Source organism: Ralstonia sp. Ralssp135 (genome assembly GCF_047304345.1).
Lineage (GTDB): Bacteria > Pseudomonadota > Gammaproteobacteria > Burkholderiales > Burkholderiaceae > Ralstonia > Ralstonia chuxiongensis.
Window position 1 is genome coordinate 1 of sequence record NZ_JBGLYZ010000047.1, and the last position, 15,180, is coordinate 15,180.

General features: G+C 62.5%; 15 protein-coding genes. 11 read left to right on the top strand and 4 right to left on the bottom strand.

All coding sequences use genetic code 11. From position 1 onward, the window contains the following. The first annotated feature begins 74 nt into the window (after positions 1 to 74). The 4 genes from ACCD03_RS22650 to ACCD03_RS22665 all read left to right on the top strand — a co-directional run bounded on the left by ACCD03_RS22650 (position 75) and on the right by ACCD03_RS22665 (position 5,527). Entirely contained in the window at positions 75 to 599 is a 525-nt protein-coding gene (locus tag ACCD03_RS22650) for a TPM domain-containing protein (RefSeq protein ID WP_045203568.1), read from the top strand. A gap of 1,127 nt (positions 600 to 1,726) precedes the next feature. Beyond that, positions 1,727 to 3,106: a sigma-54 dependent transcriptional regulator gene (locus ACCD03_RS22655; RefSeq protein ID WP_325649603.1), complete on the top strand. Its 1,380-nt coding sequence runs from the start codon at positions 1,727 to 1,729 to the stop codon at positions 3,104 to 3,106. Positions 3,107 to 3,248: 142 nt separating this feature from the next. Next, a complete protein-coding gene (locus tag ACCD03_RS22660; RefSeq protein ID WP_413412957.1) occupies positions 3,249 to 4,490 on the top strand; it encodes a glycosyltransferase family 87 protein in 1,242 nt (413 codons plus the stop codon). Further along, entirely contained in the window at positions 4,487 to 5,527 is a 1,041-nt protein-coding gene (locus tag ACCD03_RS22665) for an acyltransferase family protein (protein ID WP_413412958.1), read from the top strand. Before ACCD03_RS22660 ends, ACCD03_RS22665 begins: the two co-directional genes overlap by 4 nt. A 33-nt stretch (positions 5,528 to 5,560) precedes the next feature. On the opposite strand, the gene ACCD03_RS22670 is transcribed toward ACCD03_RS22665, so the two are convergent. The 4 genes from ACCD03_RS22670 to ACCD03_RS22685 form a co-directional block, all read right to left on the bottom strand. Continuing rightward, positions 5,561 to 6,574 (bottom strand): glycosyltransferase family 87 protein, encoded by a 1,014-nt coding sequence (locus ACCD03_RS22670; RefSeq protein WP_413412959.1) that lies wholly within the window; start codon positions 6,572 to 6,574, stop codon positions 5,561 to 5,563. Between the two features lie 254 nt (positions 6,575 to 6,828). After that, positions 6,829 to 7,842: a glycosyltransferase family 2 protein gene (locus ACCD03_RS22675; protein ID WP_004629683.1), complete on the bottom strand. Its 1,014-nt coding sequence runs from the start codon at positions 7,840 to 7,842 to the stop codon at positions 6,829 to 6,831. Further along, a complete protein-coding gene (locus ACCD03_RS22680) occupies positions 7,842 to 9,158 on the bottom strand; it encodes a glycosyltransferase family 87 protein (protein ID WP_413412960.1) in 1,317 nt (438 codons plus the stop codon). The genes ACCD03_RS22675 and ACCD03_RS22680 overlap by 1 nt, the downstream gene beginning before the upstream one ends. Positions 9,159 to 9,165: 7 nt before the next feature. Further along, positions 9,166 to 10,437: a glycosyltransferase family 87 protein gene (locus tag ACCD03_RS22685; protein WP_413412961.1), complete on the bottom strand. Its 1,272-nt coding sequence runs from the start codon at positions 10,435 to 10,437 to the stop codon at positions 9,166 to 9,168. 599 nt (positions 10,438 to 11,036) lie between these two features. Between ACCD03_RS22685 and ACCD03_RS22690 the strand changes: the two genes are divergently transcribed. From ACCD03_RS22690 to cpaB, 7 genes are all read left to right on the top strand, one after another. Next, positions 11,037 to 11,348: a hypothetical protein gene (locus ACCD03_RS22690; protein ID WP_253536527.1), complete on the top strand. Its 312-nt coding sequence runs from the start codon at positions 11,037 to 11,039 to the stop codon at positions 11,346 to 11,348. Between the two features lie 54 nt (positions 11,349 to 11,402). Beyond that, positions 11,403 to 11,570: a Flp family type IVb pilin gene (locus ACCD03_RS22695; RefSeq protein ID WP_045203575.1), complete on the top strand. Its 168-nt coding sequence runs from the start codon at positions 11,403 to 11,405 to the stop codon at positions 11,568 to 11,570. 138 nt (positions 11,571 to 11,708) lie between these two features. Beyond that, positions 11,709 to 11,879: a Flp family type IVb pilin gene (locus ACCD03_RS22700; protein WP_004629689.1), complete on the top strand. Its 171-nt coding sequence runs from the start codon at positions 11,709 to 11,711 to the stop codon at positions 11,877 to 11,879. Positions 11,880 to 11,925: 46 nt separating this feature from the next. After that, complete coding sequence (locus ACCD03_RS22705) at positions 11,926 to 12,096, top strand: Flp family type IVb pilin (RefSeq protein WP_024976443.1); 171 nt, start codon at positions 11,926 to 11,928, stop codon at positions 12,094 to 12,096. 89 nt (positions 12,097 to 12,185) lie between these two features. Beyond that, positions 12,186 to 12,731: a prepilin peptidase gene (locus ACCD03_RS22710; RefSeq protein WP_045203576.1), complete on the top strand. Its 546-nt coding sequence runs from the start codon at positions 12,186 to 12,188 to the stop codon at positions 12,729 to 12,731. Positions 12,732 to 12,792: 61 nt separating this feature from the next. Further along, positions 12,793 to 14,232, top strand: a complete 1,440-nt coding sequence (locus ACCD03_RS22715; RefSeq protein ID WP_413412962.1) for an ATP-binding protein — start codon at positions 12,793 to 12,795, stop codon at positions 14,230 to 14,232. Positions 14,233 to 14,281: 49 nt separating this feature from the next. Then, entirely contained in the window at positions 14,282 to 15,133 is an 852-nt protein-coding gene (cpaB, locus tag ACCD03_RS22720) for a Flp pilus assembly protein CpaB (RefSeq protein ID WP_325649584.1), read from the top strand. The last annotated feature ends 47 nt before the right edge of the window (positions 15,134 to 15,180 follow it).

Sequence of the window (15,180 nt, forward strand, 5' to 3'; positions counted from 1 at the left end):
GCTTCGGCGGAGGCGGCGGCGGTGGTTTCGGCGGCGGCGGCGCCTCCGGCAACTGGTAACCGGTAAACGCATCCATGGCATCCACAACCCGACATCACCGCGGCGCCCGCCGCGCCCTCGCCCACCTGCTGACGACCTCGTCGCACGCCAGGCGCGCGTTTCCGCCCGAGGATCTGCAAAAGCTCGAAGCCGCCGTGCGCGAAGGCGAACAACGCCATCGCGGCGAAGTGCGCGTCGTCATCGAAAGCTCGCTGCCCGTGCGCGACGCGTGGGCCGGCGTGTCGCCACGTCACCGCGCCCGGATGCTGTTCGGGTTGCTGGAAGTGTGGAATACGCGCGAGCACGTGGGCGTGCTGCTCTACATCAACCTGGCTGACCACGCGGTTGAGATCCTGGCCGACCACGGGATCGCCGCGAAAGTCGACGCACACACGTGGCGCACCATCTGCGAAACCATCACGCGCGGCTTCGCGCAACGCGTGGCCATGGCGCCGGTGCTCGATGCGCTGGCGCAGATCAACGACCTCCTCGCCGCACACGTGCCTTCCGATGGCACACCGCGCACCAATGAGCTGAGCGACCGGCCGGTCGTGCTGTAACGGCGCTACGTTAAGCGAGGCTGCCAAGCAGCGTCCCAAGCCCCGGGGGCTGCCGCCACATCCATCGCCTTGTTTCGCAAAGATCCGACTGCACGTGCACATCCACGGCACGTGTTTCAGTTCTGATACAAAAGCGCACGCGCGAAGGAACGCATGGGCAACACGCCCAGGCAATCAGGCGCCTCATCTTTTAGGATGACCTGATAGGCGCCGCCCCTCAGGCATCTGCTTCATGTTCTGCGGTGCCGTCACCCACATCGCCGAGAAGCCGTTACGCCATTTCCGCGACGGACGTGTGCGTCGTGCGATACGAGAGCACCCGCTACGGGGCTCTGCATTGCAGGATTTGCGAACCATGTTTCATGAATGCAACCATTCGAGGCCCCTCTGGTTGCCCCCGAGTTTTTGCATTGCAACAGGCATTTAACGTCACTTTTTGCGTCCGTTTGCGCGATGTATTGCGCACAAATCACCTCCGTCTGAGGCGATTTTCGGTGGCCCCTGTCGCTATCCGGCACGTATCCAATTCGAAACATCCGACTAGCGCCTGCCACTGCAAATACCCTGGTTCTGGCGGGAATCGTTGTGGCTCAACGGTTTATCCGCCGTGGCATGGTCGTCGCTCTACTGTCCGGGCCAGCAAGGCCAATCAGTGATCCGGAGGCTCGGCAATCGAACCAGAGCGACGTGAAACGCCGCCGTCGAGACCGCAGGACAGATTCAAGACGGAGCGCAAATCCAACGGCACTCCGAGGGGAAGCTCAGAACAAAGGCGGTGCAGCGGCCACACCAGATGGCCAAGCACCCAAGAACACGCCTGATACAGCCATTCATAACGGCCTCGGGCAATGCGAGGGGAGTCCACTCGTAGCAGTGAAAGTCGAATTAGAAGTTGTCCGGGGGTAATGTCGGTGCGAACCGACGTCAAAGCCAGTCTCGAACAAACGAGACCGCCAGGTTGCCAGGCATGCACCGCACGCCGACAGCCCCATGGTGCATAGAGGTTCCTCCCCCAGACTGCATTTGCGGACGGACGGCTTTCCGCCCTTGTCCGACGGTTGACTTGGCAGTCCATTGGTGGCCGCAACAGCAGTGCGCGGCCCCATAGAAAAACGTTGGGGGAAAACATGAACGCGTACATCAACCGCCCGTTGCTTTATGTTTCACTGCGTCACGATGCAACGCGTTGCCGCTACCTGGCTCAACAGGGCTGGCAACTGCTCTTCGCCAACAACCGCCGCGACCTTGAAGCGCTGAACCTGTGCGAAGAGTCCGTCCTGGGCGGTCTGCTGGATCTGGATTGCGGTTACTCCGACACCGAATTGGAAGAACTGGAACCCTGGCTTGCCCGGCAGAACATTGGCTGGATCGGAGTGGTCGGCAACGGCGACATGTTGTCTGACCCGATGCGCAAGCTGCTCGGCCTGTACTTTGTCGACTACTACAACATCCCGTGCGACAGCGCCGAATTGGCACACGCACTGGGGCACGCCGTCGGCATGGCACACCTGCGCCCGGCGGCAACGCTCACACGCGATGCGCTGCGCCCCGATGGCATGATCGGCAACTGCCCCGCCATGCAAGGCCTGTTCCGCAGCATCGAGAAGGTCTCGAAATGGGATACGCCCGTGCTGGTCTCGGGCGAATCCGGCACCGGAAAAGAACTCGCGGCACGCGCAATCCACTGCGCCTCGCGCCGCGCCGGCCAGCCATTCATCGCCGTCAATTGCGCGGCCATTCCCCCCACGCTGCTGATGTCCGAACTGTTCGGCTATGAGCGTGGCGCCTTCACCGGCGCCGTCAAGCGCAAGCCCGGCCGCATCGAAATGGCGCACGGCGGCACGCTCTTCCTGGATGAAATCGGCGATATGCCGCTGGAAAGTCAGACCAGTCTGCTGCGCTTTCTGGAAACCGGCTGCATCGAACGGTTGGGCGGTACAGAGTCGGTTGCCGTCGACGTGCGTGTCATCTCAGCAACGCATGTCGACCTAGAAGCGGCCATCGCCGCGGAACGCTTTCGCGGCGATCTCTACCACCGCCTCTGCGTGCTGCGCGTCAAGCAACCTGCACTGCGCGAGCGCGATACCGACATCCTGCTGCTGGCCGAACACATCCTCAACAGCGTGCGCGGCCATTCGCCCGAACACATCAAGGGGTTCTCACCGGCGGCACTGCGTGCACTCAGCGCGCATACGTGGCCGGGCAATGTGCGTGAGCTGATCAACCGCATCAGGCACGCCGCAGCCATGTGCGAAGACGGCATCATCAAGCCGGCCGACCTCGACCTGCAGCAGCCCGTCGAGCCGTCGCGCCCGCCTACCCTGGCCGAGGCCCGGGAAGCAGCCGAGCGCTGTGCCGTCAAAGAAGCCCTGCAACGCAATCATGAACGGCTCATCGACGTGGCCGAAGAGCTGGGCATCTCACGCGTCACGCTGTTCCGGATGATGCGCGAGCACAAGCTGCAGATCCGCAAGGGCGAACTTGGGATGGTGTGTGTGCAGGGGTAAAAGCAAGGCAAAAAGGCGGGGACAGAACAAAAAACAGGGGCGGACCATGTCAGTCAGCCAGCAGGAGACGGCGCGGGTTGACCCAGCGCCGGGGTCGAGGGGAGCGAGAGGGGGAAGTTGGCAAGGGTCCCGCCGACTGTACGTGTACGGCGGGGCCCTGCTCTTCCTTGAGTATTTCCTGCTCGGCGTGTGGTGGTGGGGCCACCACATCTTGCAGAACACCACCATTCCCTCGCCGGGGTGGGATCTGGCTGTCTTCTGGAGTGCCGCCAACCTGGCCATCACGCACGGCGCGACAGCTGCGTATGACTGGGGGTTGTTGCGCGCTACGGAAGCCGCCATCCTGCCGCCCGACATCTTTGGACCGTTCTCCTATCCGCCAACGTTTCTGCTGCTGATCTACCCGATCGGCCTGTTGTCGTTTGGTGCGGCCACGGTGGCCTTCTCGGGCTGCGGCATTGCGCTCTATCTGGGGATGCTCAACAAAACGCTGCGGTCGGTGCCAGGCGCGCTGCGGCTGCCTTGGCTCATTCCGGCGCTTGCGTTTCCTGGTGTGTGGGTCACGCTGGTCACGGGGCAGAATTCGCTCTTCACCGCAGCAGCGGCGGGTGCGGCGCTGGTGCTGCTGCGGCGATCTCCGGTGGCGGCAGGTGCCTGCATCGCCATGCTGTGCATCAAACCGCAACTGGGTATCCTGTTCCCGCTATACCTACTCTGCGAGCGCCAGTGGCGCGCGCTCGCATCGGCGGCATTCTTCTCGGCGCTGACTTTAGCGGTGAGCTGGCTCGCATTTGGCACCGCCACCTTTGTTGCCGCCGCGAGAAGCATGGCCATGTTCCGCCACGCTATTGTCGAGAACGGTGGTGTGATCCTGTACGGCGCGCCAACGGTATTCGGCACGCTGCGGTCCGCCGGGTACTCGACCACGGTGTCATATGCGGCTCACGCCGGCGTGTCGCTGCTGGTGATTGCGGTTTGCGTTTGGCTATGGCGCAGCGCCTGCCGCTTTGAGTTGCGCGCTGCCTCACTGCCCGTTGCGACGCTGATGGTGCAGCCCTATCTCATCTACTACGACCTCGCCTGGCTCGCTTTGCCGATGGTCTGGCTTGCGGTCGATTTTGTACGCTACAGCAGCAACCGATTCGAAAATGCGGTGCTGCTTGCCGCCTGGCTGGTACCTGCACAAGGCCTGTTCGCTGTGCTTTCTCACCGGACAGGGCAATGGGCGCCGATCGTGCTGGTGGCCTTGCTCGCCATCATCGTGCGGCGCGCGCGTGCGCCACAACGCGTGATCGCACCACACGAAAGCTTTGACGCTGCAACACCCCCCGTTGCCGCGATTGGCGCACACGCATCCAACCCGGCACGGGGGACAACGGCGTGAACAGAAGCTTTGAGGGCCTGCGCGGCATCGCGGCCTTGTTTATCGTTGTGCATCACATGTTCTGCGCATGGCCGCACCCGATGTCTGCCAATGCCTACCTTGCGGTGGACCTCTTCTTTGTCTTGAGCGGCTTCGTCATCAGCGGCGCGTGTGGCCCGCAGTTGTCGAATCCCGCATCGCTGCGCACGTTCATGATCCGCCGCATTGGCCGTCTGTGGCCAACGCACATCGCAACCACGGTCCTCGCCCTCATCGTGGCCCGCCATCTGCCGGCGTTTGGCGAGACGCTGGCACTCGCCACCATGTCGCAGGGCCTGAACGTCTTCCAGGCCGGCATCGGCAACGCCGTGAGCTGGAGCGCCAGCGACGAAATGTACGTCTACCTTCTGTTCGGTGCGGGTTGTATCCTGATGCGCGGCCGCACCCGTATGGTGGTATTCGCAGCGTTAGCCCTGACGGCGTGGGCGCTGGCCGCCTGGATCGAGATCGACCGAGCCTGTCTTCTCCAGGGCGGCTGCCTCAGTAAGTTAGTTCACCAATTCGGCTGGCTGCGGTGTATTGCGGGCTTCTTCATCGGCGCCCTCATTTATGAGTTCCGAGATCGCCTTATTCCCTGGGCGAGCCACCCCGTCTTTCAGGTGACGGCGTTTTCAGCAGCGCTGTTCCTGCTCATTTCGGCAGATGCCCTTCCCGGGTCTGCACTGACCGCGCCACTGACGTTCGGTGCGCTGATCGGTGCGCTCATCAGTGACCGCGGCCCCGTCTCGCACATCCTTCAAACGCCAGCCGCGCAATATCTCGGCAAGGTGTCGTACCCGCTGTATCTGGCACATGGCGTCATGCTGCCGCTTGTCGTGAGCATGCCGGCAGACGTCGAGCTCGCGGATCAACTTTTCACCTACGCGTTGTTTCTCTTCTGGGCGTTTGCCGCCGCCCATGTGCTGCACAACTACGTCGAGATGCCGTTTCGTAACCGGTTCAATGCGTGGTCTCAAATGCTCTCGCATGCAACGTCATCGCAGGTGCCGCAACGCTGACGCATGGGGCGCAACTTACTCCACCACAAGCACTTAAACGACTCGGGATACGCCAGCCACGTGGTCGGCAAGACAGTCAGCAGAACGCGTGCTTATCGCAACGGATGCGAAATGACGCCGCACCGCCATAACCAGTAGCGCAACCAGCACCGTAGGAAGCACCTGAAGATAGCGGCCGACATAGGCCGCAAGAACGCCCTGCAAAGGTGCCAGCCACGCCGCAGCCAGCAGAATCCACTCCAGACGATTCAACGCTTGGACCTTGGCATCGCGCATCAGAAAGACGATCGGCAGGATCAACCAGACCAGGTCGTAGAACATGATGTAGGGCTGCATCAATAGCGTGGCCACGACGAAGGCCGTTGCACGAAGCTCGAACCTTGCGCGCTTGGTCCACAGGAAGGTCATCACGATCACAGCAGGCGCAGCAACCAAGCCATGCACAACATAAGCCACGCCCACGGGTAGACCCACGCTGCGGCTGACGGCGAATACGGTTGGCATGCCGCTCCACATGTCACGGCCCCCATGCTCCACCGCGATCCGGCTGAACTCGGGAAGATACGCAGCAAACGCGCGCCACGCATCAACACCAAAGATGGCAACGCTGCCTCCAACGAAGGCCAATGTGCACAGACCCGCCACAACAAGCACCTTCCATTGCCGCCCGCACACGAGCGCCAGCGGAAACAGCACGCCAAATTGCGGCTTGATCACCAGTATTGCGATACACAGCCCGGCAACGCCCGCGTTTGTCTCAAGCAAGGCAAGCGCGGCGCCCGCTGCAGACACGGTCAGAAGCGAGTTCTGGCCCAACCCCAGCGCGACAGGCACCCCTGGGAACGCGGCGACCCAAGGCAACCATGCACGGTCGACGTTGCGGTTGATACGCACAAGCATCGCGCCATAAGCGGACAAGCCGAGCACAAAGTAAAGGATGAGGGCGCCCCCGAATGGCAGCAGCCCGAAGAGAATGACTGCCAGCAAGAAGGTGGGCGGATAAGGCCATGGGGAGTAGCCGATCTGGTGTCGCAACGACTCTTCCATCGGCTGCATCCATTGCGCAGAAAACACAGCTGCGGCGTTGTGCTCGATCGCAACCCGTGCGGCGGACCAGAACACCGAAAAGTCGTAGCCGAGCATTGGCGCTGTCCAGTCGTGCAGCACGTAAAACCGGATCCCCCAGATCATCAACGCCAAGACCTGGAGCACCAATGCTGCCATCGCATAGACGGTCAGGCGACGGGACAGGCGCCCAGAATCCATTGCCGACATGACGCGCCTCCCTTGCTGGAACGCGCCTAACCGCGCTGACCTCGCACCATCTGAATCACGCGCCGCTCACCCGTCAACCGGTTGCGCAGCCGGCGCTCCTGATAGCGGCGCTTCACCAGGTAGATCGGGCGCCCCTTGGCCTCGTCGTAGATGCGGCCAATGTATTCGCCCACCACGCCCAACCCGATCAATTGCAGGCCACCAAAGAACAGCAGCAGCGACAGCAGCGAGGCGTAGCCCGGCACATCCACACCCAGAACCATGGTGCGAGCGATGATGTAGCTGCCGTACACGAATGCCAGGCTTGCAATGGCCAAACCGATATACGTCCAGCTGCGCAGCGGCCAGGTGCTGAAACTGGTGATGCCTTCCAGCGCGAAATTCCACAGGCGCCAGCCGGAGAACTTCGACTGACCCGCGCTGCGTGCCTCGCGCTCGTACGGAACGATCACGGTGTTGAAACCCACCCACGCAAACAGGCCCTTCATGAATCGGTGTCGCTCGGGCAACTGCTTTAGCGCATTGACGACCGCACGGTCCATCAAGCGGAAATCGCCAACGTTCTCCGGCAGCTTCAGGTCGGACAACGTGTTGTGGACGCGGTAGTACGCCGCGGCAGTCACCCGCTTGAGGAAGGTGTCGCAGGCACGGCTGGCGCGCTGCGCAAGGACCACTTCCGCCCCCTTCTGCCAGTGTGCCACCAGGGTGGGAATCAGTTCCGGCGGGTCTTGCAGATCAGCATCGATTGGGATGACGGCATCGCCAAGTGCCTCGTCAATGCCGGCCGTCAGCGCGGCTTCCTTGCCGAAGTTGCGTGTCAGATCGATCACCCGTACACGCTCGTCCATGCGTGACACCGCGATCAACTTCTGCAGGGTGTCGTCCTTGCTACCGTCGTTCACGCACACGATCTCGAACTGCATGAACTCGACCGACTCCAGGATCGGCACGACCCGTGCAAAGAAGGACTCCAGCGCCTCGCCTTCGTTGTAGAACGGTACGACCAGCGAAAGGAGTTGGTTTCTTTTGTAATCCAACATCATTGTTCTCCCCGTCCAAGGCGCCTTGGCACGCGGCTACGTGACGCGTTGCGTGTGCGCTCAAGATGAATACGGCGCGCGATATGCGCGAGTGCAAGCAGCAATACAAGTGGCATCAGTTGAAAGCCGAGTCGGTCAATCAAGAGCATTCCGCCCAGCGGCAAAAGCCACAGCAGGATGAGCCCTTCACGTTCACCTGGCAGCCACCCATCCCGTAACGCGTAGGAGGCCAGCCAGGCAATGGCCAGACCGAGGAACGCCAGGTCGTAGTCGTACAGGTAGGGGCTGGCGAGCATGCTTGCCGTCAGCACGGCTGCGGCGCGCAGTGCAAAGCTGCAAGGCCGACTCCAGGCGTAGGCGACTGCGGCACAGGCCGTGAAGGCCCCCATAAGATGCAGCACGTAGGCCAACATCACACTGCCGTGCAGCATCTTGACCATGGCAAAGAGGGTCGGCATGCGCTCCAGATGGACTGTGCCGGCTTCCACCACCGACCGTGCAAACGCCGCGTTGTGCAGAAAGGCAATGAACGACTGCGGGCCGAACGCTGCCAGCGCCAGCACTGCCAGCGCGAGTGAGGTCAGCGCCATTGCAATCAACGCTTTCCAGGCTCTGGCGCACATCAGTGCCACCGGAAACATCACAGCCAGCTGCGGTTTCACCGTCAGCAGGGCGAGCAACATGCCCGCGGCGATCGGGCTGGGGGGCCGCTTGGGGCGAGGGGAATGCAGCAAGGTGAGCGCCAAACCAGCACATGCCGCCAGCAGCAACGCGTTCTGCCCCGTTGCGAGCACGACCGCAATCCCCGGAAACGCCGCGCACGGCAGCCATGCCTGCCGCCATGGCACGATTCGGCCGACAACCCACAGGAAGCACCCGACGCTCATACTCAGGAAGACGAGCACGGCAAGCCAGTACGGCAGCAGCCCGAAGGGCGCGATGAAGGGCAGGAAGGTTGGCGGATAGAACCAGGGCAACAGCCCCTGGGTTGTCGCCACCAGTGGGACGGTTGCCAGCTCCACGTTATGCAGCACAGCCACATCGTAGGCTGCGAGCGGGTGCCCTTGCAGCACCAACTGCGCGGCGCTCCAGAACACCAGAAAATCGCCGCCAAGCGGAAAGACGCCTGCGACCTTCAACACACTGGCGCGAACAGCCCAGATTACAAAGTAGGCGACGTAGCAGGCCAGCGCAGCCATCGAGTACACGCGCACGCGGTCCGGGCCCAACCAGTGGCGAGCACCCGCGGCTGCCACTGGAGACGCCGTCGTTGCCTCGGGCGCCCTGTGCTTTAGAAGGTTCAAGGCGATGGCCATGGTGCCCTCACACCCGTGTTGCCACGCGACGCACAACAAGCGCCATCATGGCGATCAGAACCAGCGGCCCGATCTGCGGTAGTTTCAAATACGGATTGGCGTGCTCATAGATCGGCAGCAGCCAGGCCACAACGAGCGCCGCCCGCTCGCCGCTCGACAGGCCATTGCCGCTGCCATCACGCACACCGTCGCCCACCAAACCGGCAATGGCCAGCCCCAGCCATGTCAGCTCGTAGTCACGCAGATATGGCGACACCATCAGCGTGGCAATCGCCAGCGCCGCAGCACGTAACTCAGACGCCGTCGTCCGCCGCCAGACATAGGCCATCGCGGCGGCCATCGCCAGCGCTGTCAACACCTGTACGGCGTACGCACCGGTCACGGTCGCCCCGGCCAGCCGGGCGGCTGCAATAGGCGTTGGCATGCCCCACCATAGGTTGGCGCCGCCCTCGACGAAGCTCGCCCGCACCCATTGCGCGTTGGCAAGGAACGCCGGCACCGTGCGCCAGCCGCAGACCAACACGCTGACACTCGCAAACGCCACGGTTGTCAGCAGCGCGCTGGCCAGCGCCTTCCATGCACGCGAAATCACCAGGGCCAGCGGGAACAACACCGCCAGTTGCGGCTTGATGGCAAGCAATCCGATCAGCACACCGGCAAGCACGGGGCGCTTGTTCAGGTGATACACGGCAGCCCCGGCCACACCAGCTGTCAACAGCGCGTTTTGGCCAGCAAGAATGGTGATGAGCGTTGCCGGCGCGGCCAGCACGGGCAACCACAATCCCTGGCGCCAGGGGTGCTGTGCCCCCGTCAACTTGGCGATAGATTTGAAATAGACGAGCCCCGTGCCGGCCAGGAACAGCAGGTAGCTCAAGGTCAGCGGCAACAAAGACAGCGGCAAGACCATCAGCAGAAAGGTCGGCGGATAGAGCCAGGGAAGGATCAGCTCAGCCCCCCTTCCCAACGTTCCATGCTCGGCGATCACCGCAGTCAGCTGGTGCACGTCGTATGCCTGCAGAGGGCCCTGCGTCAGCGCGAGATAGGAGGCACCCCAGAACGCCGAGAAATCCGTTCCAGGACGCGCCATCGTCACATCGGTAAAGCCATTGCTCGTCCAGGCCCAGCCAAGCAGCAGCACGCAGAACAGAACCAGCAGCGCACCGCTGTAGGCACGCACTCGGGCCAGATCGATCCAGTGGCCAGCAGCATCCTCACCGGTTGCACGAATTGCTGCTGCGGCGCTGCGCGTGGCTGGCAGACGCACAGATCTCTGGCTCATGCTGCTCCTCGCGTCGGTTCCGGGTGGTGCGCGGCACACGATGTCTGCGCTGCGCTGAGTGGGCTTCGGCACGCGCGCGACAGCTTCACGCCGCGTGCGGGTCTTAGAGCCCAGTCTTGTTCGTGCACTCGGATAAGGCAAGGTAGGGCACGCGCCTGCGGTCTGTGTTTAGCGCCGCCCGAGCGTCGAAATTGCATCGACGTTTCAGCACTGAAGCGCGGGGACATTTCCCGCGATGCGTTGTGGCTACTGCCTTGCTACGCGCAACCATCAGAGCGATACGCCAGGAGGATCCATCAACGTTTCCATCCGGAAACGTCGCCCCGCTATGGACACACCCTCGGCTGGGGCACGGTGAGGAGGCTCACGCAGACCCCCAGCCTACCCGACGGCGATTTCCACCATCCACTACGCTACCCCCCCACCTGTCCATTTGAATGAGGACACCCCTGTGCTGCGTCATCCCTACGTAGCCTCATCCAAATCGACGTGCCACGCCACGCGTTTCCCCCTGGCAACTCCGCCCCCGAGAACGCGGGCACCAACCGTCAAGCACGCGCCCTCGAATTCAGCCAATCGCCCGCAAAGCCTTGTCGCACATGGAACTGCACGGGGGTGGCCCGGCTTTTGCCTATGCCAGATCGCAGGACATCGTCACCGCCGCCTTGAACGGGGAGCAGCAAGTTCACAGCAGACGGCGAAGCGAAACGGAATCTCCAATTCAAAGCATCGAATTGAAAAAAAAGGGATCGAGACAAATGCCGACCAACAACGCGCTCACATCGCCCACACGGGACAGCACGCTGCGCGACACCGCACGGTGCGTGTCACGTGAGTTCCTGCGGGCAGGTGAAGGCAGCAAGGGCTGCTGGCCGTTTCATGCTTGTGCCATCTGTGCGCCGCCGACATGACCTCTTTCATTCTGGCTTTTCGAACGCGCATTTTTTCCACTGAAGGAGATTGTCATGAACTACCTCAACGCACTCAAGCAATTCGCCCGTGATGAAGATGGTGTGACCGCCATCGAATACGGCCTGATCGCCGCCCTGATCGCAGTCGTGATCATCGCCTCGGTCAAGCTGGTCGGCACCAACCTGAGCACCGTGTTCAACAGCATCGCAAACGCGCTCTAACGCGCTGATGTTGCAAACGCCAAGGCTCACTGCATTACTGCCCAGCAATGCATGCCAAGCGAGTGCAAGCGTGGGGCGCCATGAACGTGGCAACCCACGCTCCAGAAACAACCGGCATATAGCCAAAGGGAGATTGTCATGAACCGCTACAGCACGCTTCTTCAGCAGTTCCTGTACGACGAACAAGCTGTCACTGCAATCGAGTACGGCCTGATCGCGGCATTGATCGCCGTGGTGATCATCGCCTCGGTTCAGCTCGTCGGCACGAACCTGAGTACGGTGTTCTCCAACATTGCAGCCGCGCTCTAGCGGACTGCCAACTCGGTCAGCTACCAGCGCTACGCAGGAGACCAGCATGCATAAGCCAATCAACCCCAGGAAGTGGCTGCGCGACGATCAAGGCGTTACTTCGATCGAGTACGCACTGCTGGGTTCACTTATCGCGATCGTCATTCTCGGCTCCGTCGTGGCGCTGGGTAGCAGTGTGAAGTCTCTCTACGAAATGATCGCTGCGGCCATCCCATGATGTTGCGCCGCGCCGAACAACAACAACTTTTGCAAGACCCGACCTCATTGAACTGAACACGCAACCGCACCAAAGAACCCGAGGACGCCATGAACGATGCCACCCTGCTCTCGTCAATGATTGGCCCCGTTGCTATGGGCGTGGCGCTGATAGCGGCGGCCATCGACGCGCAACATCGCCGCATCCCGAACTGGCTGACCTTCGGTGCATGGCTTGCAGCGCTGCCGCTGCAGGTAGCAATCCATGGCTTCGGCAATGGCGCGCTGGAGTGGACGTGTGGCTGGCTTACGGGCCTGGCGATCTTCCTGCCCTTCTATCTACTGCGCGGCATGGCGGCGGGCGACGTGAAGCTCATGGCTGCCGTAGGCGCCTGGCTTGGTGCGTTCATGGCTTTTGAGATTGCAATGGCCACGTTCGTGATCGGCGGTATCTGGGCACTGGTATTTACCCTCCGGCATAAGCGCATGGCGCAGTTGCGCCGGAACCTGCGCGACGTCCTGTTGACGTCGGGGCAGGTCAGCCGGGAAGCCGGTGCGCCAACGCCGCAAGCCGATGCCTCATGGTCGGTGGGCACGTTGCCGTACGGCGTTGCGATTGCCGCCGGCACGATTGCAGTCCTGTTTGCATCGGCTTGATGCGCGCAATTTGCACATCTGGGCGCGCACTTCGTATTCACTCAGCCAAATGGTGATGAAGATGATCGGGGACCAAAAAATCGAGCACACAGAATTCGGGCACGCCCAACATGCGCCGCGCTCGCTGGAGGCGGTGCCATCGCCCACCGGGCTGGACGCCGCCCGTCGCGAGCCCGCTGCCCCTTGGCACATCCTGCCGCGCACCGTGGCCGAAACGGGCCTGGACATCTCGTTGCTGCTCGGTCTGCTCATGAAGGTGGCCTACCTGCATCGCAGCGCCACGCTGGTCACGCTGATGGACACCATCAAGCTGCCCGCCATGGTCATCAATGAAGTGGCGGCCTACGCCGTGCGCGAGCGCATGCTGGAAGTCGCCCACCGCGGCGCCAACGACCTGGACGTGCGTTTTCACTTGACCGACGCCGGCTATGTACGCGCCGCTGAGTTCACTGCGCGCTGCAGCTATGTCGGCGCCGCGCCCGTCACGCTGGAAGCCTATGTTGAATCCGTTCAACGGCACTCCATCCAGTTCGCCTCGTTGTCCAAGACTGATGTCACCACCGCCTTCAGCACGTTCGTGATGCCGCCGGACCTGCTCGACGATGTGGGCGTCGCACTGAACACGAGCCGCGCGCTAATGCTTTACGGCCCTGCCGGCGGCGGCAAGACCTATCTCGCCCAGCACCTCGGGATGCTGCTGCCCGGCGCCGTGCCGGTGCCGCACGCCATCACGATCGCGGGCGAAATCATCCAGATCTTCGACCCACTCGTGCACGTGGTGCAGGAAGATGAAGAGGGCCCCTTGGCCCGGCGCCCACTGGACCGCCGCTGGCAGATGTGCCATCGGCCCGCGGTGCTCTCCGGCGGCGAGCTGACGCTGGAGATGCTCGAACTGCGCTATGACGGCACAACCGGCTTCTATCAAGCGCCCCCTCACATGAAGGCCAACTGCGGCATCTACATCGTCGATGACCTTGGCCGCCAGCAAGTGGGCGTGAGCGAGCTGCTCAACCGTTGGATCGTGCCACTGGACCGCCGCGTCGACATGTTCTCGCTGCGCAACGGCGTGCGGTTCACCGTGCCGTTCGATGTTTGGCCGATCTTCTCGACCAACCTTGAGCCGGCTCAGTTGGGTGACGACGCCTTCCTGCGCCGACTCGGCAGCAAGCTTTACGTAGGCCCGCTCTCGGTGGCCGACTACCGGGAGGTCTATCTGCGCGCTGCGCAGGATCTCGGCCTGCACAACGCAGATGCCGCCTTCAATTACCTGCGCGAAGCGCTGCACGAGGGCAGCGGCAAACCGTTGCTGGCCTGCATTCCGCGCGACCTGCTGCGCCTGGTGGCCTCCGCCGTCCAGTACCACGGTGGGCCATCCGAGGTGACCGCAGAGGCGCTGCGCCGGGCATGGGACATCTACTTCTGTTCGCACACAGATTTCAAGACAACCGATTCCATGAGTGCGGGCATGGGCTGGCGGCAGGACATGCAGGCTCGCACCTGAGCCTCGCCAATCCGATCCGCTCTATTGATCTCAGAAGGGGGAACTCATCATGAAAAACGCGCGTGCAATCGTGATGCTGATCGTCGCATTGGTAGCGGGGATCGCGGCCGTTGTCTCTGCATCACGCTGGCTGTCTCAGCAGTCATCCAGCTCCGTCAAACAAGTCGCGGTGGCCGCCAGCGACATGGATCTTGGCCAACCGCTGGGCAATGAGCAATTGCGCATGGTCAGCTGGCCAGCCGGCAGCTTGCCGCCCGGCACGTTTGACGATCCCAAGGCGCTGCAAGGGCGCGTGGTGCGCGCGAGCCTGCAGAAAGGCGAACCGATTCTGGAGAGCAAGCTTGCACCCATCGGGACCAAGGGCGGGCTTTCTGCCGTCATCGCGGAAGGCAAGCGCGCCATTACCGTGCGTGTGAATGACGTGGTGGGCGTAGCGGGCTTCGCACTGCCAGGCAACCTGGTCGACGTGATCGTCAACACCAATGAAGACGCGAAGAGCGCGAACAACAATAACAACAGCATCTCCAAGATCGTGCTGGAAAAGATCCTGGTGCTGGCAGTCGCACAGCAAGTCAGCCGCGACGACACGCAACCCAAGGTCGTCAACGCGGTCACGCTGGAAGTCACACCCGATCAGGCAGAGAAGCTCGATGTGGCACGCAGCGTTGGAACGCTCTCGCTGGTGCTGCGCAATCAGGTTGACGTGGCCGCCACGGCAACCGGCGGCGCCACCAAGGGCACCTTGCTGGGCACGCCCGCAGCGGAGCCCGCTCCCAAGGTGGTGATGGTCAGCACGACGCGTGCAACCGCCAAGGTGCGCCACGTTGCCTCGGGCCCGATCCGGCAACGCGACTGCATCGGTGTCCTGGCTGGCGTGCAGGGCAGCATGGAATGCTTCTGACCCGCCGCACCTGACAGTTCTTCAACACGCATTGCAACGTAGAGGTT